General features: G+C 57.1%; 25 protein-coding genes and 1 other RNA gene. 9 read left to right on the plus strand and 17 right to left on the minus strand.

The features are described 5' to 3' along the window. Window positions 1–69 precede the first annotated feature (69 nt). On the plus strand, window positions 70–1341 hold the full coding sequence (locus DTA24_RS21930) for a maltoporin (protein WP_012542669.1): 1272 nt from the start codon (window positions 70–72) through the stop codon (window positions 1339–1341). A gap of 136 nt (window positions 1342–1477) precedes the next feature. On the opposite strand, the gene DTA24_RS21935 is transcribed toward DTA24_RS21930, so the two are convergent. The 6 genes from DTA24_RS21935 to DTA24_RS21960 form a co-directional block, all read right to left on the minus strand. Next, window positions 1478–1792, minus strand: a complete 315-nt coding sequence (locus DTA24_RS21935) for a glucose PTS transporter subunit EIIB (RefSeq protein WP_012542670.1) — start codon at window positions 1790–1792, stop codon at window positions 1478–1480. A gap of 64 nt (window positions 1793–1856) precedes the next feature. Further along, window positions 1857–3914 (minus strand): beta-galactosidase, encoded by a 2058-nt coding sequence (locus DTA24_RS21940; protein WP_012968817.1) that lies wholly within the window; start codon window positions 3912–3914, stop codon window positions 1857–1859. 30 nt (window positions 3915–3944) lie between these two features. Beyond that, window positions 3945–5147 (minus strand): arabinogalactan endo-beta-1,4-galactanase, encoded by a 1203-nt coding sequence (locus DTA24_RS21945; RefSeq protein ID WP_022066289.1) that lies wholly within the window; start codon window positions 5145–5147, stop codon window positions 3945–3947. A 4-nt stretch (window positions 5148–5151) separates the two neighbouring features. Next, the gene (locus DTA24_RS21950; RefSeq protein ID WP_123837063.1) at window positions 5152–6003 is read right to left on the minus strand and encodes a sugar ABC transporter permease; all 852 of its coding nucleotides are present in this window, start codon (window positions 6001–6003) and stop codon (window positions 5152–5154) included. Between the two features lie 10 nt (window positions 6004–6013). Next, window positions 6014–7321 carry a carbohydrate ABC transporter permease gene (locus tag DTA24_RS21955; RefSeq protein WP_008805425.1) on the minus strand — a complete coding sequence of 436 codons (1308 nt, stop codon included), beginning with the start codon at window positions 7319–7321 and terminating at the stop codon, window positions 6014–6016. Window positions 7322–7383: 62 nt separating this feature from the next. Continuing rightward, entirely contained in the window at window positions 7384–8616 is a 1233-nt protein-coding gene (locus DTA24_RS21960) for a maltodextrin ABC transporter substrate-binding protein (protein WP_123837064.1), read from the minus strand. A gap of 356 nt (window positions 8617–8972) precedes the next feature. On the opposite strand from DTA24_RS21960, the gene DTA24_RS21965 reads away from it, so the two are divergent. Next, a complete protein-coding gene (locus DTA24_RS21965; RefSeq protein WP_008805423.1) occupies window positions 8973–10082 on the plus strand; it encodes an ABC transporter ATP-binding protein in 1110 nt (369 codons plus the stop codon). A gap of 233 nt (window positions 10083–10315) precedes the next feature. Beyond that, window positions 10316–11875 carry an EAL domain-containing protein gene (locus DTA24_RS21970; RefSeq protein WP_008805422.1) on the plus strand — a complete coding sequence of 520 codons (1560 nt, stop codon included), beginning with the start codon at window positions 10316–10318 and terminating at the stop codon, window positions 11873–11875. A 62-nt stretch (window positions 11876–11937) separates the two neighbouring features. Here the strand turns inward: DTA24_RS21970 and DTA24_RS21975 are convergent, their stop codons facing one another. Further along, window positions 11938–12210 carry a metal/formaldehyde-sensitive transcriptional repressor gene (locus tag DTA24_RS21975; protein WP_012542675.1) on the minus strand — a complete coding sequence of 91 codons (273 nt, stop codon included), beginning with the start codon at window positions 12208–12210 and terminating at the stop codon, window positions 11938–11940. 164 nt (window positions 12211–12374) lie between these two features. Between DTA24_RS21975 and DTA24_RS21980 the strand changes: the two genes are divergently transcribed. Beyond that, window positions 12375–13238, plus strand: a complete 864-nt coding sequence (locus DTA24_RS21980) for a nickel/cobalt efflux protein RcnA (RefSeq protein WP_012968820.1) — start codon at window positions 12375–12377, stop codon at window positions 13236–13238. A 44-nt stretch (window positions 13239–13282) separates the two neighbouring features. Here DTA24_RS21980 and DTA24_RS21985 read toward each other — a convergent pair whose 3' ends face one another. Next, window positions 13283–13897, minus strand: a complete 615-nt coding sequence (locus DTA24_RS21985; RefSeq protein ID WP_008805419.1) for a YczE/YyaS/YitT family protein — start codon at window positions 13895–13897, stop codon at window positions 13283–13285. Window positions 13898–13985: 88 nt separating this feature from the next. On the opposite strand from DTA24_RS21985, the gene DTA24_RS21990 reads away from it, so the two are divergent. After that, a complete protein-coding gene (locus DTA24_RS21990; protein ID WP_012968821.1) occupies window positions 13986–15413 on the plus strand; it encodes a PLP-dependent aminotransferase family protein in 1428 nt (475 codons plus the stop codon). 134 nt (window positions 15414–15547) lie between these two features. Here the strand turns inward: DTA24_RS21990 and DTA24_RS21995 are convergent, their stop codons facing one another. The 3 genes from DTA24_RS21995 to ffs all read right to left on the minus strand — a co-directional run bounded on the left by DTA24_RS21995 (window position 15548) and on the right by ffs (window position 16423). Next, window positions 15548–15763: a hypothetical protein gene (locus tag DTA24_RS21995; protein WP_004142688.1), complete on the minus strand. Its 216-nt coding sequence runs from the start codon at window positions 15761–15763 to the stop codon at window positions 15548–15550. After that, window positions 15760–16017, minus strand: a complete 258-nt coding sequence (locus tag DTA24_RS22000; protein ID WP_002891977.1) for a hypothetical protein — start codon at window positions 16015–16017, stop codon at window positions 15760–15762. The genes DTA24_RS21995 and DTA24_RS22000 overlap by 4 nt, the downstream gene beginning before the upstream one ends. Before the next feature lie 309 nt (window positions 16018–16326). After that, an RNA gene (ffs, locus tag DTA24_RS22005) (signal recognition particle sRNA small type) lies at window positions 16327–16423 on the minus strand. 241 nt (window positions 16424–16664) lie between these two features. On the opposite strand from ffs, the gene DTA24_RS22010 reads away from it, so the two are divergent. Both DTA24_RS22010 and DTA24_RS22015 read left to right on the plus strand, forming a co-directional pair. Beyond that, complete coding sequence (locus DTA24_RS22010) at window positions 16665–17072, plus strand: hypothetical protein (RefSeq protein WP_008805417.1); 408 nt, start codon at window positions 16665–16667, stop codon at window positions 17070–17072. Between the two features lie 68 nt (window positions 17073–17140). Beyond that, window positions 17141–17452 carry an MGMT family protein gene (locus tag DTA24_RS22015; RefSeq protein WP_008805416.1) on the plus strand — a complete coding sequence of 104 codons (312 nt, stop codon included), beginning with the start codon at window positions 17141–17143 and terminating at the stop codon, window positions 17450–17452. 37 nt (window positions 17453–17489) lie between these two features. Here DTA24_RS22015 and DTA24_RS22020 read toward each other — a convergent pair whose 3' ends face one another. Then, window positions 17490–17981 carry a YbaY family lipoprotein gene (locus DTA24_RS22020; RefSeq protein ID WP_008805415.1) on the minus strand — a complete coding sequence of 164 codons (492 nt, stop codon included), beginning with the start codon at window positions 17979–17981 and terminating at the stop codon, window positions 17490–17492. A 221-nt stretch (window positions 17982–18202) separates the two neighbouring features. Between DTA24_RS22020 and tesB the strand changes: the two genes are divergently transcribed. Beyond that, on the plus strand, window positions 18203–19066 hold the full coding sequence (tesB, locus tag DTA24_RS22025) for an acyl-CoA thioesterase II (RefSeq protein ID WP_008805414.1): 864 nt from the start codon (window positions 18203–18205) through the stop codon (window positions 19064–19066). Window positions 19067–19117: 51 nt separating this feature from the next. Here the strand turns inward: tesB and amtB are convergent, their stop codons facing one another. The 5 genes from amtB to DTA24_RS22050 all read right to left on the minus strand — a co-directional run bounded on the left by amtB (window position 19118) and on the right by DTA24_RS22050 (window position 25064). Further along, window positions 19118–20404: an ammonium transporter AmtB gene (gene amtB / locus DTA24_RS22030; protein WP_012542680.1), complete on the minus strand. Its 1287-nt coding sequence runs from the start codon at window positions 20402–20404 to the stop codon at window positions 19118–19120. 33 nt (window positions 20405–20437) lie between these two features. Then, the gene (gene glnK, locus DTA24_RS22035) at window positions 20438–20776 is read right to left on the minus strand and encodes a P-II family nitrogen regulator (protein WP_002891893.1); all 339 of its coding nucleotides are present in this window, start codon (window positions 20774–20776) and stop codon (window positions 20438–20440) included. A 243-nt stretch (window positions 20777–21019) separates the two neighbouring features. After that, a complete protein-coding gene (locus DTA24_RS22040) occupies window positions 21020–22798 on the minus strand; it encodes a SmdB family multidrug efflux ABC transporter permease/ATP-binding protein (RefSeq protein WP_008805412.1) in 1779 nt (592 codons plus the stop codon). Continuing rightward, window positions 22791–24563 carry a SmdA family multidrug ABC transporter permease/ATP-binding protein gene (locus DTA24_RS22045; RefSeq protein ID WP_008805411.1) on the minus strand — a complete coding sequence of 591 codons (1773 nt, stop codon included), beginning with the start codon at window positions 24561–24563 and terminating at the stop codon, window positions 22791–22793. The genes DTA24_RS22040 and DTA24_RS22045 overlap by 8 nt, the downstream gene beginning before the upstream one ends. Window positions 24564–24605: 42 nt before the next feature. Continuing rightward, window positions 24606–25064 (minus strand): Lrp/AsnC family transcriptional regulator, encoded by a 459-nt coding sequence (locus DTA24_RS22050; RefSeq protein WP_008805409.1) that lies wholly within the window; start codon window positions 25062–25064, stop codon window positions 24606–24608. Window positions 25065–25179: 115 nt separating this feature from the next. Between DTA24_RS22050 and DTA24_RS22055 the strand changes: the two genes are divergently transcribed. Continuing rightward, the gene (locus DTA24_RS22055; protein ID WP_008805410.1) at window positions 25180–26232 is read left to right on the plus strand and encodes a PLP-dependent cysteine synthase family protein; all 1053 of its coding nucleotides are present in this window, start codon (window positions 25180–25182) and stop codon (window positions 26230–26232) included. Window positions 26233–26239 lie beyond the last annotated feature (7 nt).

Below are 26239 nucleotides of genomic sequence, written 5' to 3' on the forward strand. Positions count from 1 at the left end.
TGAAGTTACATTTAGGCATTTTATGACATCAGTTATGTGAACGTAATACAAAACAATAAGAGGATAGAGATGAATACGACACTGCGCGCCCTTTCCGCCGCGTTAGCCGCTGCGCTAATCGCCCCTTCCGCGTTTGCGGCGACCGCCGCAATCCCGAGTATCGATTTCCATGGCTATATGCGCGCCGGGGTTGGGGTCTCCGGCGATGGTAGTGAAGCGGAATGGCAAAAGAACAAGCTGGGCCGTTTGGGTAATGAATCGGATACCTATGGTGAGCTGGAGCTGGGCTCCGAGGTCTACAAGAAAGATGACGTCAGCTTCTATCTCGACAGCATGGTCAGCATGGTCTCCGACGGCTCTAACGATAATGAAACCACGCTGAATGATGATGCACAGTTCGGTTTACGTCAGCTGAACCTGCAGATCAAAGGGCTGATCCCCGGCGATCCGAATGCAGTGATTTGGGGGGGTAAACGTTACTACCAGCGCCACGATCTGCACATCATCGATACCAAATACTGGAACATATCCGGCTCCGGGGCCGGGGTGGAAAACTACACCCTCGGCCCTGGCGCCGTCTCGCTGGCCTGGATCCGCGGCGATGCCAACGACGTTGACTATCGTGTCGATGGCGACAGCAACGTCAATATTAACTATATCGATTTACGCTATGCAGGCTGGAAGCCGTGGTCGGGTTCGTGGACCGAATTCGGCATCGACTACGCCATGCCGAACACCACCAAAAAACAGGACAGCTACGGCGGGCTGTACGATGCCGAGAATGGCGTGATGCTGACCGGTGAAATCAGTCAGGATATGCTGGGCGGCTATAACAAAACCGTGCTGCAGTATGCCAACAAAGGGCTGGCGCAGAACATGGTCTCCCAGGGCGGCGGCTGGTACGATATGTGGAACTACGTGAACGATGCCACCGGCTATCGCGTGATTAACACCGGCCTGATCCCGATTACCGAAAAGTTCTCCATCAACCACGTCCTGACCTGGGGCTCGGCGGATGATATTACCGACTACACCGACAAAACGCGGATGCTGTCGCTGGTTGCCCGCGGGCAGTATCAGTTCACCGACTACGTCCGCCTGATTGGCGAAGTCGGCGGTTTCTATCAGAAAGACAGCTATAACAATGGCACCAGCTACAAACAGGCCGGTGAGAAATATACCATTGCGCTGGGCCTGGCGGACGGGCCGGACTTTATGTCACGCCCGGAATTACGCATTTTTGCTTCATACCTGAATGATTCCGAAGATGGTAAACCGTTTGAAGACCAGACGGCGAATAATACCTGGAATTTCGGCGTGCAGGTTGAGGCCTGGTGGTAATATCGCGCTGGTAAGACAAATACGTTATTTATATCTCCAACTGTAAGGTCATTAATTACCCTCCGGTAATCATTATTGCCACTGCTGTCTTTGTCTTATTTTCGGGATAACCTGTTTTCAGGTTATCCCGTTTTATTTATTTCCTGGTAGCAAAATGCTCATCCAGCAATTGACGCAGCGCATCGGACTGCTTACCGAAAATAGCATGCACCTGCTGGCCGAGAATAATGACGCCCAGCGCGCCCTGCTGCTGTAATGCGTCAGTATCCACGGCCGCAAGGTGACGAACCGTCACCCGCAGACGAGTAATACAGGCATCCACTTGCGTAATATTCGCTTCGCCACCAAAGGCCTGAATCAGCGCCTCGATTTGCTGTTTTTCCGCCTCGCTTAACGGCTGTGCCGGACGTGCAGGAGAGAAATAGTGCAGAAAGGATTTTAAACTCACCATCATAAACTCCAGGTTTAAGATAAAAAAAAGCCTGCTCAGCAGAGCAGGCGTGGAGAAAAAAGGATTAGGCGTGACGACGAAGAATACGGCAATCCCATGCTGAGAGGATCAGCGGGTCCGGCGCCGCCGCGTCGGTCAGGCAATCCCGATACCCCGGCGGCAGAGTCAGAGTATGACTTTGCGCGCTGTAGTTCTGCAGGAAGACAAACGTGCTCTCACCGTCGGTGCGCGCGGTAGCCACTACGCCGGGCGGTAAATCCGCCGCTATCGCTCGTGGCAGATCCAGCTCCCTGCTCAGGGCAGCAAAGAAATCGCGCTGGAAGGCTAAATCGTTGCGGGAGGCGACATGCCAGGCTTTACCTTTCCCGAAACCGTTCACCGTCACCGCCGGCCGTCCGGCATAGAAATCATCCCGGTAGGTGGCCAGCGTCTGAGCGCTCTCGGTATGGATTAGTTCACAGAGATGGCGCACCTGATAGGGACCCTGCAGACCGCACTGATTCCCGGCAAGCCCCTGCACAAGATTAAACTCGCCGTCATTCAGACAGTCGATCTCTTCCGCCCAGATCCCCAGCAGATTGCGCAGCGGGCCCGGGAAGCCGCCGAGATAGCAGAGATCGGACTCATTGACGATGCCGGTCCAGTAGGTGGTCACCAGGTGGCCGCCGCTGGCGACAAACGCCTCTGCCCGCGCGGCAAAGCCGTCGCGCACCATATATAACATCGGGGCAATCACTAACCGGTATGGCGTTAAATCGACATCAGCGTCAATCACATCGACGGCAATGCCCTGTTCCCAGAACGGACGGTAGTGTTCGTTGACCGTCTTCTCATACTCCATACCCAGATTGCGCGGCCCCTGGGCGTCATCAAGCGCCCAGCGGTTTTGTTGGTCGAAGATAATCGCTACTTTCGCCTCGGTGCGACAACCCCGGACCTCCGGTAGCTTGCTCAGTATCTCGCCGAGCTGGCTGACTTCACGACCAATACGGGTATCAATGTGCCCGACGTGGTCAACCACCGCGCCGTGAAATTTCTCAACCGAACCGCGGCTTTTCCGCCACTGGAAATACTGCACCGAGTCGGCGCCATGCGCCACCGCCTGCAGCGAGGAGAGAATATGCATTCCCGGCTTCTTCAGTTTGCTGGTCGGCTGCCAGTTGGTGGCGCCTGGTGTGGACTCCATCAGCACAAACGGTTTGCCGCCCTTCAGGCTGCGCATCATGTCGTGATACATCGCGGTGTAGCAGGCCAGTGCGGTTTCGTCTTTATCGCGGTGCCACATCGGATAGCTGTCCCACGAGATAAAGTCCAGTGCCTTTGCCAGTTGCCAGTAGTCGTAATCGTAGAAATACTCCATAAAGTTAGTGGTCACCGGCAGGGAGGCGTTAGCCGCCTTCAGCGGGGCAATTTCATGGCGGCAGAAATCGGTCACCTGAGCGGTGTTAAAGCGATGCCAGTCAAGATTGAGACCGTGGATTGACACCTCGCCCTGTGGCGCAGGTGATTCAATTTGCGACCAGTCGGTATAGGTATGACTCCAGAAGGTGCTCCACCAGGCCTGGTTGAGGTTCTCCAGGGTCTGGTAACGCGCCTTCAGCCAGTCACGAAAACGGTTCTGGCAGAGATCGCAATGGCATTCACCGCCATATTCATTGGAAATATGCCAGCCCAGTACCGCCGGGTGTGAAGAATAACGCTCTGCAAGCAGGGTATTGATTTTCAGGGTTTTCTCGCGATAGACCGGTGACGACATACAGTGGTTGTGACGGCCGCCGTGCAGGGCCGGCACCCGATCGCGTCCCACCCGCAGAACCTGCGGATAGCGTTGCGACATCCACGCCGGACGCGCGCCGCTCGGCGTGGCCAGAAAAACATGAATGCCGGCGGCATACAGTTTATCGAGGATAGTATCCAGCCAGGCGAAATTAAATACCCCTTCGCGTGGCTCCAGTTTCGCCCAGCTAAATATTCCCACCGACATCACATTGCATTTTGCCTGCTGCATCATGGCAATGTCTTTATCAATAATATCGGGGTCATTCTCCCATTGCTCCGGATTATAATCCGCGCCATGCAGCAGCGTACTAACCTTCGGATGTAAAGGTGCAAATTTATTCATAATAAACTTCCTGAAAAAAACGACAAAAAATTAATTAAAAACTTTTACCGACGGCAATACTTTTCCCTGGCAATCAAATAGCGCCTGATTTTCACGTGCATTGCCTTCTTTCCACTCGTCGTGGATATATTTCATCCCCGCCGGGGTAGCCCAGGTATTTCCCGGCACGGCAATCCACGTGGGCTCCCAGTAAAAAATACCTTTGCCGCGCTGGTCGGGAACATCTATGACGGCCTGCATCAGATCGTGAATATAGTGATATTGCCCCTGCACGGTGGCGGGATAACCCCCGTCCTTTTCCTCTTTCGCCTGGAAACTATTTTCCGCGTTGTCGCAGTTGGCCAGGGTATAGGCATAGGCCGCCTCGACGACGATAACGTCTTTGTTATAGCGTTTGCTGATGTCATCCATATTGGCCTTCAGGGCGCTGATCGGGCCATTCCAGTAGGTGTACATCGACAGACCGATCACGTCATACGGTACATGGCGCTTGTCAATCTCATCAAACCACCAGCGGAAGGTATCGTTCCTGGTCCCTTCGGCCAGATGCAGCATGATTTTCACTTGCTCGCCGTGATGCAGGTTCTCCTTCAGGCCAGCGATAGCCGCGTTCAGCAGCCCGGCCAGCCGGTCGAACTCGCCGCCCCCCTGCCCCCAGCTTTTCCCTTCCGGCCACAGGATGCCGCCGTTGATCTCATTGCCGATCTGCACCATGTCCGGCAGGACGCCTGCCTGCTTAAAGCGGGCGATGGTATCGCGGGTATAGTCATGAATCGCCGTTTTCAGCTGCGGATAATCCATCTTTTCCCAGGCTTTCGGCTTGAACTGCTTGCCGGGATCGGTCCAGAAATCGCTGTAATGAAAATCGAGCAGCAGCTTCATCCCCTGGGCTTTCGCCCGTTTCGCGAGGGTCAGGGTGGTGGCCAGGTCGTTATTTCCGCCGCCATAGCCCTCACCGCTCGCCGATTGCGGATCCACCCACAGACGGAGGCGAACATAGTTGACGCCGTTCTCTTTCAGAATCGCGATCGGATCCTTGCGCTGATTATTCTGGTCGTAGAACGTCGCCCCGTGCTTTTCGGCATCCAGCAGCGTGGAGATATCCGCGCCTTTGATAAAGTCCGCCGGCATGCCCTGAAACGCGCGGGTTTCAAGCGCGTCCGCGGCCAGAGTAGGGGTGGAGAAACTGCATGCCAGACAAACCGCAAGCCATGCGGGGGTGAATCTTTTCATGTGCTTATCCTTTAGTACTGCCCGAGGTCAGGCCGGAGACAAAGTATTTTTGTAACGCCAGGTAGAGGATCGCCACCGGTACGGCAATCAGCACCGCCCCCGCCGCGTAGGTGGTGTAACTGGCACCCATTTTTTGCGCCACCAGGTTATACAGACCGATAGGCAGCGTGTATTTATCCGGGGTACGCAGGATGGTGCTGGAGAGGATGAAATCGCCCAGCGGACCGGTGAAGGAGAACAGCGCCACCACCGCGAGGATCGGCCTCGACAACGGCATGATGATCTCGATAAAGATGCGAAAGCTGCTGGCGCCGTCCATGCGAGCGGACTCATCCAGATCTTTGGGGATCGCGTCGAGATACCCCTTCATCAGCCAGGTATTCATCGGGATCATCCCCCCGACGTAGATCAGCACCAGCGCCAGATGGCTGTTAATCAGGCCAAGCAGTTGCGATAGCACAAAGATCGCAATCAGCGCGGAAAACTGCGGGATCATCTGCAGCAGCAGGAACAGCATCAGCCCGTTCTGCCGCCCTTTAAAGCGGAAGCGGGAGAAGGCGTAAGCGGTAAAGCTGACGCTAATCAGGGTCAGCACCATGGTCAGAAAGCTGATTTTCATCGAGTTCCAGTACCAGGTGAGGTAATTCACATTGCCATTGAACAGATCGGCATAGTGCTGGAACGACAGGTTTTCCGGAATGATCGAGGTACTGAGCAGGCTATTGCCGGCGTTCAGCGACGCCCCGACCGTCCAGACCAGCGGATAGATGATCACCACCGAGACCAGAATAACCACCAGCCAGGTGAGAGAGAGTCGGATCCGCTTTTCGCGTTTAATACTGGGTGATTGAGCCATGTTGCTTCCCTTACGCCATGTCGTCATTTTTGAAGGATTTGGTGGCGCGGAACTGCCACAGCGCCAGGCCGACGACAAAGATCGACAGCAGGATCGTGATGGTCGCCGCGATGGCGTACTGCGACGAGGACATCGTCAGCTTATAGATCCACGACACCAGAATATCCGTCCCACCGGCGTTGGAGCCTGCCACCGCAGGACCGCCGTTGTTAAACAGATAAATGATGTTGAAGTTATTAAAGTTGAAGGTGTACTGAGTGATGATGATCGGCGCGATCGCGTACAGCACCAGCGGCAGAGTGATGGTGCGCAGACGGGTAAAGGCGCTGGCGCCGTCCATCGTCGCCGCTTCATACAGATCGTCCGGGATCGCCTGCAGCACGCCGGTGGTCATGGCAAAGACAAACGGGAAGCCAAGCCAGGTCTGCATCATGATCAGCGCCGTTTTAGTCCAGAACGGGTCGGTCAGCCATGCCTTCGGGCTGATGCCGAAGAACGACAGGATCGCGTTGTTGATGACCCCGAATGAATCGTTGAACATACCGGCAAAGACGAGGATGGTGACAAACCCCGGCACCGCCCACGGCAAAATAAAGATGGTGCGGATCAGCGGCTTAAAGCGCAGATCTTTTTGGTTCACCAGAATCGCCAGCAGCACGCCCACCGTACACTGCAGGGTGGTCGCCAGCAGCGTCCACACCACGGTCCACTGCAGCACATCCAGGAAGGTGGAGCGCCAGATAGAGAGGGTGAAAATATTGACGAAGTTTTTCAGCCCCACCCAGTCCACCAGCTTCGCCGGCGGCGTGTGGTACAGGTTGTAGTTGGTGAAGGCGATGGCGAAACCGAACAGAATGGGAAAGATCACCACAAACACCAGCAGAATAAAGCCCGGGGTGATCATCAGGTACGGGAAGCCGTCGCTCAGCAGCATCTGGTACTGCTTACGCACGCTGTTCAGGGCGATCCCCTCATCGCGTTTTTTGCCGTTCAGCCACGCATCCCGCAGCGAGAGAAAATAGATCAGCACGCCAAAGGCGACGATCAGCACACTGATAATCCCCTCCGCTAACAGGAAGATAGAGTTATCCCGCGGTACCTCTTCACCCAGGGTATATAACCCCCACAACCCCTCACGCAGGAAATCATAAAAAATCCCCAGAAAGCTGCTCAGCAGCACCAGGAAGACCAGCCCTTTCAGCCACTGGCGATGATAAAACTGACCGAAACCCGGCACGATTGCCAGCAGCAGGCCGCACCATGCATGGCGCCCGGGCCCGCGTGCGTCGCTAAAATTTTCGCTGGAATGGATGCTCACACTCGACTCCTTCTACAAACGGGAGGTCCCCCTCCCGCTCGGTGACTTCACGTGACGGTGAATTACTGATTGCTGGCCTGCATTGCTTCGATCTGCATCGTGATCTGTTTCACCGCGTTATCGAGCGCGGCCTGCGGCGCCTGCTTACCGGTGAGGCTCAGTTCAAGCGCGGCGTTGGCCGGCCCCCACACTTCCCCCATCTCCGGAATGCCCGGCATCGCCACCGCTCGCGCCGACTGGATGGCGACGGCACTGGCCTTTTGGTCGTTTTTAATCACCGGATCGTCAATCATCGCCTTCAGCGGCGGAATTTCGCCGGTGGCGACATAGCGGGCTTTCACATACTGCGGCTGGTTGATGAACTCGATAAACTGTTGCGCCAGCGCTTTGTCTTTACTCCAGGTCGATACCACATAGCCTTTGACGCCCAGGAAGGAGCTCATCGGCTTGCCGTCCGGCAGGGTCGGCAGGGGCGCCACGCCATAGTTAATGCCAGCGGCTTCATACGGCTGGAAGGCCCAGGGGCCGTTGATCACCGCCGCCGCTTTTTTCTCGGTAAACAGGGAATCGATGGCATTCAGCCCGTTATCGCCGAGGATCCCCGCTGGAAAGACCTTCTCGGCATAGAATTTTTTCAGGAAGGTGACGGCTTCGACGGCGCCGGGGGTATTGAGGCCCACTTGCTGCGGGTTAAAGCCACCGCTGTCGTTTTTAGCAAAGATATAGCCGCCCATCGGGCCAATCGCCCCCCAGCTGTAATAGATCTGGTCAAACTTGGCGAGCAGGCCGTATTTGTTCTGCTCGCGCTGGGTTTTCGAGTAGTCCAGCCAGGCCTGCAGGCTGTCCAGCGGCTTGTCGATCAGGTCCTTGTTATAGATAAGCACCAGGGTTTCCACTGCTTTCGGGATCCCGTACAGCGCGTTGTCCATGTGGAAGGCATTGATGGAGGCTGGCGTAAAGGCATCCTGTTTCGCCTGATCGACGCTGAGCGGCGAGAGTAGTCCCTGAACCACGGCGCCGCCGAGCTGGTCATTAGGGATCACCAGCACGTCCGGCCCAATGCCCGCCGGGCCGTCGAGGCGCAGCTTTTCCAGCTGCTGGGCATAAGGCATCTCCTGGAGATTGACCTTCACGTTGTACTGCTTCTCAAAATCACTGACCGCGGTTTTAATGCCGGCGGATTTTTTAATGTCTTCCCAGACGTTGAGCTGCCCGGCGGCGTACGCCTGCAGGCTGGTGAGTTGCCCCGCCGCCAGGGTGGTAAGGATCAGTGCAGCAAGCGTGTTCTTTTTCATTATCAACCTCATGTGAAGGTATAACAATTTAATGGTTTTTATTGGGCTTATCTCTGCCAGTCAGAAAAATAAATCACTTCAACCTGGCGAGTTATATGAGAAAAAGGCTCCAGCTCTCTTTTGTTATACGCTACCCGTAGATCGCTGACAAAACTACCATAAGCTGCCAGTTGTGTGATCATCATTACAGAAATGAAACGCCGCTGTATGGCGCTAAAACTGCGGAAGTTATAGTCAGGGCATGATTTTACTGCTGTTGAACATCGCCACGCTGATTTGTTACACGTAATACAATTCATGCTACACACAGCGACAAAGCAACGGCAAACAACAGCTACTCACTTCGGGGAATGTGGATGTCCAATATACGACTGAGGAATGTCACCAAAAGGTTCGGCAGCACGGTGACGCTGCACCAGGTCAATCTCGATATTGAAGATGGCGAGTTTGCCGTTTTCGTCGGTCCTTCCGGCTGTGGAAAATCGACGCTGCTGCGCATGATTGCCGGTCTGGAAGAGGTCAGCGAGGGTGAAGTGCTGATCGGCGATGAGGTGATGAATGATGTCGTGCCCGCCCGCCGCGGCGTGGCGATGGTCTTCCAGTCCTATGCGCTCTACCCGCACATGACGGTGGCAGAGAACATGGGCTACGGGTTGAAGGTGAATAAAGTGCCGAAAACGGAGATCCGTCGCCAGGTGGAAATGGTGGCTAAAACGCTGCAGCTCTCGCACCTGCTGGATCGTAAACCGAAGCAGCTCTCTGGCGGCCAGCGGCAGCGCGTGGCCATTGGCCGGGCGATCGTGCGTAATCCCCGGGTGTTTATGTTCGATGAGCCGCTCTCTAACCTCGATGCGGAGCTGCGCGTCGATATGCGCCTGCATATTGCCCGTCTGCACCAGGAGCTGAAGACCACCATGGTGTATGTCACCCACGATCAGGTAGAGGCGATGACGCTGGCCGATAAAATCGTGGTCATGAACTACGGGAAGGTCGAACAAATGGGTTCGCCGATGGCGCTGTATTACAATCCGGTCAACAAATTCGTCGCCGGCTTTATCGGCTCGCCGAAGATGAACTTTTTGCCGGCCATCGTCAGCGACTGGCAGCCGGAACGCTTAACGGTCACCCTCGCGCAGGACCATCAGTTGGTCCTCAATATCGCTACCCAGCCGCTGAAGCCCGGCGCCGCGGTGACGCTGGGGATCCGGCCAGAGCATCTCACGCCCGACGTCACTACCGGTACCGTGGTGGAGTTTCAATGTGAAGTGGTGGAGCGTCTGGGTAACAATACCTATCTGTTCGGCCAGTGCTACGGCCACGATAACGTCAAGGTCCTGCTGCCCGGCGACGTCCATTTCCGCCCGTGGCAGAAAATAAATCTGGCCTTCGATGAGCGCTTCTGCATGGTATTTGATGAGAATGACCTGCGTATCAGCGCTGATATCCCGGCGCCGGATGCGCACTAGCTAACATATTGCTGTCATCTGCGCCGCGTATGCTGCGACTGAATGCCGGAACACACCCTGCCCGGCATTCACACCCTCATTTTTATTCTGCTGCATCGGAATCATCCTTCTCTCCCGGCATCGCAGCCTCTCGCGATGCCGGTTTTTTCGCGACCTCAGCTCACTTCTCTCGCTGCGCCTGATTTATCTTTCGCATATACTGATGACACCCGGCGAACGATAAGGACACAGGTATGAGGACCCGGCATCTGGTGGCGCTGTTTACAGGGGTGCTGATACTGGCCATCATCCTGCCCATCTCACTCAGCATCTGGCAGGCAGCGCGGCAGGCCAAGCTGCAGTTCTATCGTGAACTGGATGACTATTCCAACCGTATCGTCGTCCGCACGCTGCAGGTTGCCGATCAGGCCAGGGAAGCGCTACGTGAGGCCGACTCACACACCGCCGCCTCCTGTAGCCCTGAGCACCTGCTCACGCTCCGCCGCATCGCCTACACCCATCGCTACATTCAGGAAGTGCTCTGGCTGCGTGATTCCGTGCCGCAATGTTCCTCCCTGGAAGACCATAGCGTCGCGGTCACCTTTCCCCCGCCGGATCACATTGCCCCTGACGGCTATCGCACCTGGCTGACCTCAATAAACGATCTCGGCCTTAATCACCAGATGACGGCCATGGGCAGTCAACAGCATATGGTGATGATCGATCCCATCTCTTTTATCGATGTGGTTCCTGCCAGCGAGGAGAAGATCCATACCATGCTGTTTGGTTTGGATCACCTGAAAATGGTGATCAGCAGCCAACCGCTGCCGGATACGGTCTGGCAGCGTATTAAAGATCCACATGTTAATATGCTGACGCTGGATAACACGGTCTATCGGATCCAGCGCATTCCCGAGCTGGGCTCCGGCATCGTGACCTGGTCGTCGACGCTGCCGCTGCAGCAGCGTATTCGCCAGCAGCTAATCTTCTGGCTCCCTGTCGGCATCTTCACCAGCCTGCTTGCTACCTGGCTGCTGCTGCGCCTGCTGAGACACCTGCGATCACCACGCAACAGTATGCTGGACGCCCTCAACTCCGAAGCGATTCAGGTTTACTATCAGCCGATAATCTCGTTGCAGGATGGGAAAATCGCCGGGGCCGAGGCCCTGGCCCGCTGGCAGCAACCCGACGGCACCTTTTTATCGCCGGATATTTTTATTCCTCTGGCCGAGCAGACCGGGCTGATTACGCAGTTGACGGAAGATATCGTCAGGAAAATTTTTACCGATCTCGGTCCCTGGCTGCGGCAGCGGCCGGAAGTGCACATCTCCATCAACCTGTCGGTAGATGATTTACGCTCGCCCACCCTACCGACGTTGTTACACGATCAGCTGCAGCACTGGGGGATCGCCGCCGAACAGATCATCCTTGAAATCACCGAGCGCGGGTTTGTCGACCCGGAGACCACCATGCCGGTGATCGCTCACTACCGTCAGGCCGGGCATCGTATCTCGATTGATGACTTTGGCACCGGCTACTCCAGCCTGAGCTATCTGCAGAAACTGGACGTCGATACGCTGAAAATCGATAAATCTTTTGTCGATACCCTCGAGTACCGGCCGCTGACGCCGCACATTATTGAAATGGCCAAGGCGCTCAATCTGGCCACCGTCGCCGAAGGGGTGGAAACCGAAAGCCAGCGCGACTGGCTACGACAGCATGGCGTCCAGTACGCCCAGGGATGGCTGTACAGCAAAGCGCTGCCAAAAGAGCAGTTTATTCTGTGGGCGGAAAATAACCTCCATGTGCATTAAGCAACAGGAGCAATAAGCAGAATGCCAGCGGGTGTGGCCACTTCGCCGCCCGCGCCTGGGCGCTACTTCAGATAAGATTTGATCACCTGCATCACCGTCTCCAGATCCGCTTCACGCTGTGTCTCTTCAGGCTCTTTCACCACATGGTCGGTCAGATGCCCCTGAATAACCTGCAGCATCATACCGTTGACCGCGCCGCGAATCGCCGCCAGCTGCTGTAGCACCTCAGCGCACTCATGCTCGCGATTGAGCATTTTCTCTAACGCGGAACTCTGCCCCTGAATTTTTTTCAGTCGGGTCAGTAACATTTTTTTGTGTCGAACTGTATGTGACATTGCACGATCCACCGTTTCATTCTGTCCGTGATTACCGACCTTCATCATCAGTAACGCCTGCCAGCATAGCATGATCCCTTTTGTCAGCCGCTTTTTCTACTGGGGGGTAGTATTTTACTACTGGGGGGGAGTAGGATAAACGCACTTTTGGCAAGGATCCCGATATGAACGATTTCACTTCCCTTCTGCAGCAAGGTAATGCCTGGCTGTTTATTCCCAGCGCGATACTGCTCGGTGCCCTGCACGGCCTTGAACCGGGCCATTCAAAAACCATGATGGCCGCCTTTATCGTAGCGGTACGGGGAACGTTAAAACAGGCGGTGCTGCTGGGGCTGGCGGCGACGGTTTCCCATACGGCAGTGGTCTGGCTGATCGCCATGGCCGGCCTGTGGTTTGGCCGCGGCTGGAACGCGCAGACCTCTGAACCCTGGTTTCAGCTGATCTCGGGGATAGCGATTGTACTGATTGCCTGCTGGATGCTCTGGCGCACCTGGCGCGAATCGCAGCCCCACACGCACCATGATCACCACCATGAACATGAGCACCATCACGAACATGATCATCACCACGAACATGATCACCACCATGAACATGATCACCACCATGACCATCACCATGCGTCCTCATCCGCCGTGCCGCTGGTGGCGGAGGAGTGGCAGGACGCGCATCAGCGGGCTCATGCTCAGGAGATCAACCGGCGCTTTGATGGCCGCCAGGTGACGACCGGGCAGATCGTACTGTTTGGCCTGACCGGCGGGCTGATCCCCTGTCCGGCGTCCATTACTGTGCTGCTTATCTGTTTACAGCTGAAGAAATTTTCGCTTGGCGCCACGCTGGTACTGGGCTTTAGCGTTGGTCTGGCGCTGACGCTGGTGGCTTCCGGGGCTATCGCCGCGCTGAGTCTTAAACAGGCCACCCGCCGCTGGCCCTGGCTTAACGATGTCTCGCGCAAGGCGCCCTGGTTCTCAGGTTTACTGATTATCGTGGTGGGGATCTACATGATGGTTCACGGTCTGAGCGGCCTGTAAGCGTCGGCTCGCCCTCTTGCGGATAGAGAGGGCGAGTCGTTAATTCAGGAGACTATCTCCTGCGGAGTGCTGACCGCTTTGCGGCTGACGGGCTGGCGAAACCACGGCAGACACAGCTGGATCAGCGGCCCAATCGACAGCGCGTAAATCACGGTGCCGACGCCAAACTTACCGCCCAGCAGCCAGCCAATCACCAGCACAGTCAACTCGATAGCCGTCCGGATGCCACGCAAAGACCAGCCGGTACGAGCGTGCAGGCCAGTCATCAGGCCATCGCGCGGCCCGGGGCCAAAGCCCGCGCCGATGTACATCCCGGTGGCGATAGCATTCAGCACAATCGCCCCCACCAGCAGCACACTGCGAGCCACCAGCGACTCCAGCGGCGGCAGGACGGCCAGCGTGGCATCCGCCGCCAGCCCCAGCACGATGACGTTGCTCACCGTGCCGAGTCCCGGCATTTGCCGGATCGGGATCCACAGCAGCAGCACCGCCGCGCCGGTCAGGATAATCACCGTACCGAAACTGATACCCAGTTGTTTAGCCACCCCGAGATGGAAAACATCCCACGGATCGGCGCCAAGATTGGCATGCACGAAGAGCGCCGTGGACACGCCATAAAGCACCAGACCAATATATAACTGCAGCAGGCGACGAAGCATATTTTTTCCTCTACATCATTGCGAATGCCCTCATCATCAGCAAAAATGGACTGATAATTAATGGCCAGTTTTGGAAAAGTGGATCGCTATGTCAACCCGACGCTTTGGAACACAATCGCTGGTACGCCTGCTCGGCAACTGGCAGGAGTCCACTTCACGCACGCCGCTATGGCGTCAGCTAGCGGAAGCGCTCCGCCTGCTGATCCTCGACGGTCGCCTGACGCTGCAAACGCGCCTGCCAGGCGAGCGCGAGCTGGCGGCGGCGCTGAACGTCAGCCGGACCACCATCGCCAGCGCGCTCGGCCAGTTGCGGGAGGAGGGCTTTCTCTACAGCCGCCAGGGAAGCGGTTCGCGCATTGTTTTACCAGAACGCCCCGCCGACCTGCCGCCCCCTTCAGACATCCCCTCCACGCTGAATCTCTCTACCGCCGCCCTCAGCGCCGGGCCGGAAGTCCATCAGGCCTTCCAGCATGCCATGACGCTGCTGCCGCCCTACCTGGGCCAGACCGGCTACGATCAACAAGGGCTGCCGGTACTGCGGGAGGCGATTGCCCGTCGCTACAGCGAACGCGGTCTGCCGACGCGGCCCGATGAAGTGATGGTGGTCAACGGCGCCCTCAGCGCCTTCGCATTGATCCTCCGCCTGTTTACCGGCCCGGGTGACCGGGTGGTCATCGACGCCCCCACCTATCCGATGGCGATTAGCGCCATTCAGGGCGCCTCCTGCCGCCCGGTCGGCGTCGCGCTTCCACAGCAGGGATGGGACTGTGATGGACTCGCGGCGACTATTGCGCAGACCGCGCCGCGTCTGGCGTGGCTGATGCCGGATTTTCACAATCCCACCGGGCGCTGTATGGATGCTCCCACCCGCCAGCGGGTCGCGGATATCGCCGCCAGAACGCGGACGACGCTGGTGATCGACGAGACCATGGTTGATCTGTGGTATAACGCGCCACCTCCTCTACCGCTGGCCTGCTTTAATCCCGATGCTGCGGTGATCACCATTGGCTCAGCCGGGAAAAGTTTCTGGGGGGGACTGCGTATCGGCTGGATCCGCGCCAGTGCGCGAACCATCGCCTCCCTTATTCAGGCCCGCGATTCCCTGGATTTGGGTACGCCGCTGCTGGAGCAACTGGCCTGCAGCTGGCTGCTGGCCAATGCCGCCACGCTGCTACCGCCGCGGCGGGAAATGCTGAAGGCGCGCCGGGACATGTGCGAAACGTTAATGGCGGAGTATTTTCCCCGCTGGCGATTTTCACCGCCGGAAGGTGGGCTCTCTTTTTGGGTGGAACTCCCTGACATGCTGGCCACGCTGTTCTCTGCGCGCGCGGAAAGTCAGGGGATCCATATCGGCACCGGCACGCGCTTTGGTCTTGAGGGAGCCTTTGATCGCTATTTGCGTCTGCCATTTACACTGCCAGACGAAGCATTGCGCCAAGCCTTCTCCACGCTACAACCGCTATGGCAAAGCCTTGCAGAACAGAAGGAAAATACACGTTTGCGGAAAATAATATAAGAAAATATCGACGGGCTGGCATCAGCCCGTCAAATGACCATCATCCATGAGGTATATGAGATGTTTTTATAAAATTGCCTGAGTATCCTGCCCTCTGGTTATGGCATCCCGGTGACAGAAATAAGGCAATTTCATTAATGCTGGCGCGGAATAGGAAACCCTTTCAGGGAAATAATAAAGCCATCTTCATCTTTTTTAATTTTAGCGCCGGTGTCACACCAGTCGGAGGCAATGCGAAAGAACTCATCACTACCGATATTCCAGTTCAGGCGCACGTGTTTTACGTATCCTGAGCGCAACATATCGCAGGCTTCGCTATAGTTGCTGGCTGTAGAGAATTGTTGTTTCATTTTTTCTTCTTCAGAAGTTTTCTTAATGCTTTGATTTCTTTAGGGGTTAATGGGGTCGCTTCCTCTTCGGTATGCTGGCTGTCAATGTCCTCTTCCGTCACCCCCGCCTCACCTGCTGACTCCTCCAGCTGAAAAGCCAGCTGCAGCAGCTTTTCCGTTGCCGTACCCAGGTTCTCGTTATTCACTTCCGCATAATGACGCAGCTTCTCTTTTAACTCGGCGTCAATTTTTACATTCAAAACCACTGTGGTCATAGCTACGCTTCCCGTGCAATAAAATCATCATAATTAATACACGAAGTTAACATGCTGATCCAGAGATATATTTTATAGCATGGCTCTGGCAACAAATTCCCATCAATAAGATGCCTTTTATTTATGACATGCAAATGACATTAATATTTCAGTAGCATTTCAGATTTATGACAAGTAAATATTATGGAATAAAAACGGGTTGTTTTAGCAACAAAAAATAATATGTGATCCGTATCAGATATTAATTATAGCAGGGATAAAGACCGGACAAATACAAGGGAGATATCAGGAGGGCGAAATGGGTGGGGGCCCTGCCAGCTACATCCCGGCACACACGTCGTCTGCTCTGGCTGCTTCCTTCCGGACCTGACCTGGTAAACAGAGTAGCGTTGCGGGAGAACCAACAGAGCCCCCATTGAGAGCGTTAGTTACCCAACGCGCTGGCGCATTATCCCTGCTGACCTGGTGAATTGCAAGCTCACCCCGATCGCCTGCTGGTTTATTGCACAATACGCCAATAAAACCAACAACTCACGGCCAGGCTGTGAGATTGGGAGCACGCGCTCAGCACATTGCCGGGTTATCCACCATACTTAGCCCTCTTGCGTCACCTTTAATCATCAGCACCTTGTCTCGACGGTAATCGAATGACTGACTCATCACCACAGACCATCACTCTGCCTTTACCCGCTATTGAAGGGATGACCATCGCCTTTCATGGCGTGAACTATCTGCGCCCGGAAAAAATGCTCGACTTCGCGACCATCAGCCAGACCCCCGTGCGGGCGGTCACGCCGCTGGCGCTGCTCTATTCCACCGTCGGCGTGCTGCGCCAGGTGGAACTGCGCAAACTGCCCGTCTACATCAGCGGCCGGGTGGTGTACCCCATTTCGTCGCTGACCATGCCAGGCCTGCGCGCGAAACTGATCATTAACGCCACTTCGCAGCGGTTGAAATTTCTCGAGAGCCTCATCGCCAGTTCACCGTCTGACAATGTCCATGGCATGCAGATCCTCGGCCTGGCCCTAACCTTCACTGTCGAACAACCCGCCTGAACCGAGGCAGGCTGTACAGCCTGCGCCTCAGCGCTTATGCTGGCGTTTTCCGGTTAACAGGGCTGAACATGGATCCGCACGACACATTCCCCCAACGCGTCTGGCATATCGTGGCGTCGATACCGGAAGGCTATGTCGCCACCTACGGCGATGTCGCCCGCCTGGCCGGTTCACCGCGCGCCGCGCGCCAGGTAGGTGGCGTACTGAAGCGCCTGCCGGAAGGGTCAACCCTGCCCTGGCATCGGGTGGTCAATCGCCATGGCGATATCTCCCTCACCGGGCCCGATCTTCAGCGACAGCGCCAGGCGTTGCTGGCCGAAGGGGTTCAGGTCTCCGGCAGCGGCCATATCGATCTCCAGCATTATCGCTGGGTTTACTGAAGACAAAAAAAAGCCCCCGTCAGGGGGCTCGGCGAGCTTATTGCGCAACGGGGACGGCGGTCTGCGTGACCGGAACCAGCGTCAGGTCGGCATGCGTCCCCCCCTGGTTTATCACCGTCTGCACGGTATCGGTAATGAACATTAGCTGGCCGTTCACCGCGATCGCGGCACTCAGCAGAATACGGGCGTTCGGCTGAATGTCTGCCGGATTGTAAGGCAGGGCAAAGTTAAATGGCGCCTGTTTGCCTTCGGTACGCACCGCTTTTTGCGACAACACGCGGGCTGGCGCATCTGCCAGAGAAGCATCCGACAGGGTCACCGTCAGTACCGCATCCGGCGGTAAAGCGATTCTCTGGCGGATATTAATCGTCCCCGTAACGCTCGGCTGCTGCTGTGCCACGCTCAGCGTCGCGATGCCATAAGGGTCGGGCGCGGCTGCCTGAGTCGAAGAACTGGTAGAGTGGTGATTAGCACAGGCGGTTAGCGTCGCGGCGACGGCTAAGGCACTAAACATATAGGCAAATTTCATGATGTTCTCCTTATCATCCCTTAATACCCAGGAGGATGTTCCGCCGCTTCGCCGGCAGGAACTTTCGTGTCGTCAATAAGTGTGGCACAGATCTCAGATTTGTTCCTGTTGCCCCCTCGTTATTCAGATTATTACACCCATCGGACCACTTGCGATTCCAGGTTATACTTTGCCACATCACGCGCACCGCGCTGCGCCGCTATCATTAATTGAGGATAAGTATGAGTCAGGCACTCTCTAACCTGCTGGCATTATTAGATCTGGAAAAAATTGAGGAAGGGTTATTCCGCGGACAGAGCGAAGACCTGGGATTGCGCCAGGTTTTTGGCGGCCAGGTGGTGGGCCAGGCGCTGTATGCGGCAAAAGAGACCGTGCCCGTTGAACGTCTGGTACATTCGTTTCACAGCTACTTTCTGCGCCCCGGCGACAGCCAGAAACCGATCGTCTACGATGTGGAAGTACTGCGCGACGGCAACAGCTTTAGCGCCCGGCGAGTGGCCGCCATTCAGAACGGGAAGCCGATCTTCTATATGACCGCCTCATTCCAGGCGCCAGAGCACGGCTATGAGCATCAGAAAGCGATGCCGCCGGCCCCCTCTCCTGACGGCCTGCACTCGGAAACCGATATCGCCCGCAAGCTGGCACACCTTCTGCCGCCGCAGGTAAAAGATAAATTCCTCTGTGATAAACCGCTGGAGATCCGCCCGGTCGAATTTCATAACCCGATGAAAGGCCATATTGCTGAACCGGTGCGCCAGGTGTGGCTGCGCGCCAATGGCGCTGTTCCCGACGATCTGCGCATTCATCAATATCTGCTGGGCTATGCCTCGGACTTTAATTTCCTGCCGGTGGCGCTGCAGCCGCACGGCGTCGGCTTCCTTGAGCCTGGCATGCAGGTCGCCACTATCGACCACTCAATGTGGTTCCACCGGCCGTTTAATATCAATGAATGGCTGTTATACAGCGTTGAAAGCACCTCGGCCTCCAGCGCCCGTGGCTTCGTCCGCGGCGAGTTCTACACTCAGGATGGAACGCTGGTGGCTTCAACGGTCCAGGAAGGGGTGATGCGTAACCGCAACGCATAAAAAAAGCCTCCCGAACGGGAGGCTTTTTGCTACAGGGAGAAGGGTTTTCTATCAGGCGTTGTAGGCGTTTTCGCCATGGCTGTTGACGTCCAGTCCTTCGCGCTCCTGCTCTTCTGGTACGCGCAGCCCCACGGTCATGTCCGCCACTTTGTAGCCAATGAAAGCGACAACGCCCGACCAGACGATGGTAATCGCGATACTCTCGAGTTGCACCAGCAGCTGATGGCCCATGGTGACGCCTTCTGCATAACCCACGCCGCCCAGAGAGGTGGCCGCGAAGATACCGGTCAGGATACAGCCGACGATGCCGCAGACGCCGTGGACGCCGAAGACGTCGCAAGGGTCATCAACCCGCAGCCAGCGTTTCAGCGCCGTTACGCCCCAGATGCCCGCCAGACCAGATGCGATACCCACAATCAACGCCCCACCGACACCGATATACCCACAGGCTGGTGTGACGCCAACCAGACCGGCAATCGCCCCGGAGCAGGCGCCCAGCAGTGAAGGTTTGCCGCGCAGAGCCCATTCGCCAAAGGTCCAGGCCAGGATGGCTGCCGCTGTGGCGACGACGGTGTTGACGAAAGCCAGTGCGGCAATTTCGTTCGCTGCGCTGGCGGAGCCGGCGTTGAAGCCGAACCAGCCCACGTAGAGGATGGCGGTTCCGGTGAACACCATCGGCAGATTGTGTGGTTTGAACGCTTCTTTGCCGAAGCCCACACGTTTGCCCATCATGTACGCCCCCACCAGCCCGGCAACCGCGGCGTTGATGTGTACAACGGTGCCGCCCGCGAAGTCCAGCGCGCCGTGGGTCGCCAGCAGACCGCCGCCCCAGACCATGTGCGCAATCGGAACATAAGAGAGCGTCATCCACACCACCACGAAAATCAGCACGGCGGAGAAACGAATACGCTCAGCCAGCGCCCCCACGATCAGCCCGACGGTGATACAGGCGAACGAGCCCTGGAAGGCCACGTGGATGTACTGATAGAAGGTGCCCATCAGCGCTTTCAGTTCAATATTTTTCAGCATCACCCAGTCAAAGCTACCGAAGAAGCTGCCGCCGGTGCCGAATGCCAGGGTATAGCCATAAATCACCCACAGTACGCAGACCAGGCCAAAGGTCACAATCACCTGAGTCAGCATGGAAAGGACGTTTTTGCCGCGGATCAGGCCGCCGTAAAACAGCGCGATCCCCGGGATGGTCATAAACAGAACCAGCGCGGTGCAAATCATCATAAACGCGTTATCGGCTTTGTCCGCCACTGCGGGCGCGGCCATTGCCAGTCCCGGAAGAAGGGCTAATGCCCCCAGACCCGATTTCATTGTTGCCATTTTCATTGTTTCGTTCCCCATCACTGTGTGGTCTGGAAATTACAGTGCCGCTTCGTCAGCTTCGCCGGTACGGATGCGAATGACGCGCTGCAATTCAGCGACAAAAATTTTGCCGTCGCCAATTTTTCCGGTGTAAGCCGCTTTGCTGATCACATCGATGACTTCATCCAGCTGATCGTCGGCAATCGCCACATCAATCTTCACTTTTGGCAGAAAGTTGACGCTATACTCGGCGCCGCGGTAGAGCTCCGCATGACCTTTCTGACGGCCAAAGCCCTTGACTTCAGTGACCGTCAGGCCCTGAATGCCGATGGAAGACAAGGCTTCACGCACGTCTTCCAGTTTGAATGGTTTGATTACCACGGTAACCAGCTTCATAAGTCCCCTCCAGGCAGTATTCGGTAATGGCCGCAGCTAACACGATGGATATAAAGCAAGGGCTATGCCAGAAATGAAAAAAGGCCGCAGAGCGGCCCTTTGATGGTAAAAAACAGGGGACAGGTCAGACAATTGCCTGCTGAAACGCGTTTGCAGCGCAAAAATGCACCACAACAGTGCATTTAATGTAACGTTTTTGCACCACGGCAGGCCACGCTTTGTTCGCTGCCTGCTGGTGGTGCATCAGGCGCTGAGCGACTCTTCCCGGGCGCTGGCCGCCAGCTCTTCGCCAGCCAGCTGCAGCTGATACATCTGCCAGTAACGACCCTTCGCCGCCAGCAGCTGCTGATGGGTGCCCCGCTCGACAGCCTGACCGCGATGCAGCACCAGGATGGTATCGGCCTCAACGATGGTTGACAGTCGATGGGCGATAACCACGAGGGTGGTATGCTGGCGGACTTTCGCCAGCGCCTGCTGGATCGCCTGCTCGGTGCCGGAGTCGATGTTTGCCGTCGCCTCATCCAGAATCAATACCTGCGGGGTCTCCACCAGCACGCGCGCCAGCGCCAACAGCTGTTTCTGCCCAACGGAGAGGTTATTGCCCTGCTCGCCCAGCTGAGTGTACAGGCCATCGCTCATGCTGCGCGCCACCTCCGCCAGTTGCACCGCCTCCAGCGCTTCCCAGACCTGCGTCTCACTGATATCCCGACCCAGCGCGACGTTGGCGTAGAAGGTATCCGCCAGCACCACCGGATCCTGTTGCACCATCGCGATGCCCCGACGCAACGCGCTGTGGCTGAGGGAAGCAAGCGGCCGGCCATCGATGCGGATCTCCCCGTGGGTTAACGGGTAATAGCCCATCATCAGACTCGCGAGAGTACTCTTCCCGCTGCCGGTATGCCCGACCAGCGCCACGAAGCTGCGGGAGGGAATATCCAGACTGATATCCTGCAGGACCAGTCGATCCCCCCGGTAGGCAAAGGAGAGATGGTCAATTTCCACCCGGCCGCTGCTCAGCGGCGCGTCATCCGAGCCCCACGCCTGGCGCGGGCGATCCATCAGCTCAAAAACGCGTTCGCCGGCGACCACCGCCTGCTGCAGCATCGACTGCTGGGTGGTCAGCTCAATAAGCGGCTCGTTAAGGCGTCCGAGATAGCTGATAAACGCGTACAGGACCCCGACCTCGATCGTGCCCACCGCGCTAAAGCCAAACAGCATCAGCAGCCCGCACAGCACCAGCGAGGAAAAAAGGCTCAGCAGCGGGCGCAGCAGAAAACCGTCGAGGCGCAACGTCTGCATCCGCGCCAGATAGTGGGCATAGCTGGCCTCGCGCATCCGTTCGCCAAAGCGCGCCTGCTGGCGGAACTGCTGGATCACCCCCATGCCGTTGATCACTTCGTTGAAACCATCGTTGATATCAGCAAGCCAGGCGCGCACCCGGCGCACGATCGGCGTGCTATAGCGCTGATAGATGATCATCACGATCAGCACCGCCGGGAAGATCGCGATCGCCACCAGCGCCATCCGCCAGTCGAGGCTAAACATCGCCACCAGCATCGCGCCGATCAGCGCCGCGCTGCGCAGCACCGTCGCCACCACCGTCACGTACAGATCGCGAATGACTTCCGTATCGTTGGTCACCCGCGAGATAAGCTGCCCAACCGGCTGGGTATCAAACTCGCTGAGCGGCTGATGCAGGGCGGCATCCATTACATCGCTGCGCAACTGCTGGACGACGCCGACCGCGGCGCGGTTAAACAGCAGCGACTGGTTATAGTGCAGTAATGCCGCCAGCAGCTGCAGGCCGATATAGGCTACCGCCAGGCCTGCCACCAGCTTCAGCGGGAGCGTATGCTTCGCCACCATATTATCGATGAAATAGCTGATGAGCAGCGGGCCGCTCACTTCCGCCGCCGCCGCGATCCACATCATCCCCACCGCAATGGCCAGCGGCTTACGCCAGGGAGAACCATAGGCCAGCAGGCGTTTAAGCGTCGGCCAGAGTTCGGTAAAGCTACGCATCCAGGGCCTCCTCTTGCGCCTGCGGAACCTCGTCAAGCGCGGCTTCCAGCTGCTGGTAACGATACATGTCGCGGTACCAGCCTGGCTGCACGGCCAGCGCCTCATGGCGGCCACGCTGGGCAATATGCCCATGCTGTAACACCAGAATTTCACTGGCCTCGGTCAGCGCCGACAGCCGGTGGGCGCTGATAATCACCGTCCGCCCCTCCCCCCACTGGCGCAGGTTGTGCAGGATCTGGTGCTCCGTACGGCCATCTACCGCCGACAAAGCATCATCAAGGATCAAAATTTCAGCCTCCAGCAGCAGAGCGCGGGCAATCGAGATGCGTTGTTTCTGGCCGCCGGAGAGCATCACGCCGCGCTCGCCCACCTCGGTATCGTACCCCTGGGGCAGGCGCAGAATGTCGTCATGCACGCTGGCCAGCCGTGCCACGCGTTCAATCTGCGCCGGTGTCGCATCCGGTTTGCCCAGCGCGATATTATTGGCGACGGTGTCAGAGAATAAAAATGGCGTCTGATTGACCACCGCCAGCCGGGCGCGCCAGCTGTCGAGCTGCAGACGCGGCAGCGGCAGATCGTGAAAGCGGATCTCGCCGCTGGTGACGTCAAAATGACGTTGCAGCAGCGCCAGAATGGTACTTTTACCGGCGCCCGTCGGCCCGCAGATACCCAGCATTTGCCCCGGCTGGAGGGTAAAATTAACCTGCTCCAGCGAAGGTTTACTCGCCTGCGGATAGATGAAGTTGCGGATGGCAACCTGCAGGACACCGCGGCCTGCCGGCACTGCTTCAGTACCGTCGTCCACCGCTGGCGCCTCTTCGAGCATCGTGCGGATACGGCCATAGGCCGCGCTACCGCGCTCAACAATGTTAAACATCCACGCCAGCGCCAGCATCGGCCAGATCATCAGGCCAAGATACATCACAAAGCTGGTCAGCTGGCCCAGCGTCAGGCTGCCGTGGATCACCATCCAGCTGCCGCCGCCGATAGCCAGCAGGTTAGCGGCCCCAATGGCGATATAGATGGTGGGGTCGAAACGCGCGTCAATGCGTGCCACGCGCATATTTTTCGCGCCGGTATCGGCGGCATCGGCGGCAAACTGCGCCGACTGGCGATCCTCCAGCCCAAAAGCCTTAATCATGCGGATGCTGGTCAGGCTCTCCTGTGTGCGATCGTTAAGGCTGGAAAAGGCCGCCTGGGCCACGCGAAAACGTTCGTGAAGCGCATCGCCGTTGCGTTTGATCGCCAGCGCCATCAGCGGCATCGGCAACAGCGCCAGCAGGGTGAGCTGCCAGCTAATCTGCGTCGACATCACAATCAATACCGCACAGCCCATCACCATCGAATCCACCAGGGTTAACACCCCTTCACCGGCGGCAAATACCACCCGGTCAACATCGTTGGTGGCGCGGGCGATCAGATCGCCAGTGCGATGGCGCAAATAGAATGCCGGATGCTGGCGGCTCAGTTGCCGGTAAAAATCTTCCCGCAGTTCGACCGCCAGCTGGTAAGAGGCGCCGAACAGCAGCACGCGCCAGACATAGCGCAGCAGGTAAACCATTACCGCGACCAGCACCAGCGCGCCGATCCACATCCACACCTTCTCTGCGGTGTAATGTTGTTGCGTCACGCCGTCCACCACAATGCCCACCACCTTCGGCGGAATAAGCTGCAGGACGGCAATAATGGCCAGCAGGGCAATCGCGCCAAGATAGCGGCGCCACTCCCGGCGGAAGTACCAGCTGAGTTGAGCAAATAATCGCAAGCAGTAAAATCCTGATTTGTAATGGGTTACGGCGCAATACCGTTATTCGACAGGCAAGGCGGTGGTATATTTTATCTGTTCCATGGCAAAACTCGAAGTGACATCCGACAGCCCCGGCACGCTGTTCACTAAACGTTTATAAAAATCGTCATAGCGTTTCATATCGGCCACCTGCACCCGCAGCAGGTAATCATACTCTCCTGCCATCCGCCAGAAGCCGAGCACCTCCGCCATCTGCGTCACTTCGCTCACAAAATGGCCATACCAGTCGCTGCTGTGATGCTGAGTCTTGATCAGGACAAACGCCGTTAGGCCCAGCCCCACCTTTTCGGCATCCAGTAAGGCGACGCGCCCGCGCAAAATACCTTCATCTTCGAGCCTTTTCAGGCGCTTCCAGCAGGGCGTGGTGGTCAGATTAACGGCATCGGCCAGCGCCTGCAAAGAGAGGGTGCAATCTTCCTGCAGCAGCGCCAGCAGCTTACGGTCAATTTTATCTAGCATAGGGCATCCTAAGAGAAAATTTTGCTCTCATAATGGTAATCCAAAGGCTAAATGGCAACAATTTTTCCTGCGCTTTCCGCTAAGCTAGGCACAAAATGACAAACAGGAAATCACGATGAATAGCGCCTGGGTTAAACATGCCATTAGCGAAATCAACGCCGACTATCAGCGCTCCGCCGACACGCACCTGATCCGTCTGGCGCTGCCCGCGTTTCCGGGCATCCACCTGTATCTGAAAGATGAAAGCACCCACCCTACCGGCAGCCTTAAACATCGCCTGGCGCGGTCGCTGTTTCTCTATGGCCTGTGCAACGGCTGGATCAAAGAAGGTACGCCGATTATTGAATCCTCCTCGGGTTCAACCGCCGTTTCGGAGGCCTACTTCGCCCGCCTGCTGGGGCTGCCGTTTATCGCCGTGATGCCTTCCTGCACCGCCAAACGTAAGATCGAACAGATCGAGTTTTACGGCGGACGCTGCCATTTTGTGCAGAGCGCCTGCGAAATCTACGATGCTTCCGAAACGCTGGCCCGCGAGCTGAACGGCCATTATATGGATCAATTCACCTTTGCCGAGCGGGCCACCGACTGGCGCGGCAATAACAATATCGCCGACAGTATTTTCCGTCAGATGAGCCATGAACCGCACCCGCAGCCGTCATGGATCGTCATGAGCGCCGGCACCGGCGGCACCTCGGCAACCATTGGCCGCTATATTCGCAGCCAGGGCCATGAGACGCAGCTGATGGTCGTTGATCCGCAGAATTCGGTCTTCCTCGAATACTGGCAGACCCGCGACGCCACCCTGCGCAGCCCGGTCGGCAGCAAAATTGAAGGCATCGGCCGCCCACGCGTCGAACCGTCATTTATTCCCGACGTCGTCGACGAGATGCTGCGCGTACCGGATGCGGCGAGCGTAGCCACCGCCCTGTGGCTGGAAACACAGCTTGGGCGCAAGGTCGGCGCTTCTACCGGCACCAATATGTGGGGCGTATTGCAGCTGGCCGCGCGGATGCGCGAGGAAGGGCGAACGGGTTCCATCGTCACGCTGTTGTGCGACAGCGGTGAGCGCTACCTGGAAACCTATTACAACCCGCAGTGGGTGGCCGCCAATATCGGCGATATCGCGCCCTGGCAGGCGGAGATCGCCGCGCTGGTCGGCAGGCGATAAAAAAAGC

Source organism: Klebsiella sp. P1CD1 (assembly GCF_003790505.1).
In the GTDB taxonomy this organism is placed as follows: domain Bacteria; phylum Pseudomonadota; class Gammaproteobacteria; order Enterobacterales; family Enterobacteriaceae; genus Klebsiella; species Klebsiella variicola.

Excerpts from the sequence above, each read along its gene's own strand:
- DTA24_RS21945 (WP_022066289.1), bottom strand. The coding sequence starts at position 5,147 with ATGAAAAGATTCACCCCCGCATGGCTTGCGGTTTGTCTGGCATGCAGT.
- DTA24_RS21980 (WP_012968820.1), top strand. The coding sequence starts at position 12,375 with ATGAACGATTTCACTTCCCTTCTGCAGCAAGGTAATGCCTGGCTGTTT.
- DTA24_RS22040 (WP_008805412.1), bottom strand. The coding sequence starts at position 22,798 with ATGCGTAGCTTTACCGAACTCTGGCCGACGCTTAAACGCCTGCTGGCC.
- DTA24_RS21990 (WP_012968821.1), top strand. The coding sequence starts at position 13,986 with ATGTCAACCCGACGCTTTGGAACACAATCGCTGGTACGCCTGCTCGGC.
- tesB (WP_008805414.1), top strand. The coding sequence starts at position 18,203 with ATGAGTCAGGCACTCTCTAACCTGCTGGCATTATTAGATCTGGAAAAA.
- DTA24_RS21950 (WP_123837063.1), bottom strand. The coding sequence starts at position 6,003 with ATGGCTCAATCACCCAGTATTAAACGCGAAAAGCGGATCCGACTCTCT.
- DTA24_RS21940 (WP_012968817.1), bottom strand. The coding sequence starts at position 3,914 with ATGAATAAATTTGCACCTTTACATCCGAAGGTTAGTACGCTGCTGCAT.
- DTA24_RS21995 (WP_004142688.1), bottom strand. The coding sequence starts at position 15,763 with ATGAAACAACAATTCTCTACAGCCAGCAACTATAGCGAAGCCTGCGAT.
- DTA24_RS22020 (WP_008805415.1), bottom strand. The coding sequence starts at position 17,981 with ATGAAATTTGCCTATATGTTTAGTGCCTTAGCCGTCGCCGCGACGCTA.
- DTA24_RS21930 (WP_012542669.1), top strand. The coding sequence starts at position 70 with ATGAATACGACACTGCGCGCCCTTTCCGCCGCGTTAGCCGCTGCGCTA.
- DTA24_RS21985 (WP_008805419.1), bottom strand. The coding sequence starts at position 13,897 with ATGCTTCGTCGCCTGCTGCAGTTATATATTGGTCTGGTGCTTTATGGC.
- DTA24_RS21960 (WP_123837064.1), bottom strand. The coding sequence starts at position 8,616 with ATGAAAAAGAACACGCTTGCTGCACTGATCCTTACCACCCTGGCGGCG.
- DTA24_RS21975 (WP_012542675.1), bottom strand. The coding sequence starts at position 12,210 with ATGTCACATACAGTTCGACACAAAAAAATGTTACTGACCCGACTGAAA.
- DTA24_RS21965 (WP_008805423.1), top strand. The coding sequence starts at position 8,973 with ATGTCCAATATACGACTGAGGAATGTCACCAAAAGGTTCGGCAGCACG.
- amtB (WP_012542680.1), bottom strand. The coding sequence starts at position 20,404 with ATGAAAATGGCAACAATGAAATCGGGTCTGGGGGCATTAGCCCTTCTT.
- glnK (WP_002891893.1), bottom strand. The coding sequence starts at position 20,776 with ATGAAGCTGGTTACCGTGGTAATCAAACCATTCAAACTGGAAGACGTG.
- DTA24_RS21935 (WP_012542670.1), bottom strand. The coding sequence starts at position 1,792 with ATGGTGAGTTTAAAATCCTTTCTGCACTATTTCTCTCCTGCACGTCCG.
- DTA24_RS22010 (WP_008805417.1), top strand. The coding sequence starts at position 16,665 with ATGACTGACTCATCACCACAGACCATCACTCTGCCTTTACCCGCTATT.
- DTA24_RS22000 (WP_002891977.1), bottom strand. The coding sequence starts at position 16,017 with ATGACCACAGTGGTTTTGAATGTAAAAATTGACGCCGAGTTAAAAGAG.
- DTA24_RS22015 (WP_008805416.1), top strand. The coding sequence starts at position 17,141 with ATGGATCCGCACGACACATTCCCCCAACGCGTCTGGCATATCGTGGCG.
- DTA24_RS22055 (WP_008805410.1), top strand. The coding sequence starts at position 25,180 with ATGAATAGCGCCTGGGTTAAACATGCCATTAGCGAAATCAACGCCGAC.
- DTA24_RS21970 (WP_008805422.1), top strand. The coding sequence starts at position 10,316 with ATGAGGACCCGGCATCTGGTGGCGCTGTTTACAGGGGTGCTGATACTG.
- DTA24_RS22050 (WP_008805409.1), bottom strand. The coding sequence starts at position 25,064 with ATGCTAGATAAAATTGACCGTAAGCTGCTGGCGCTGCTGCAGGAAGAT.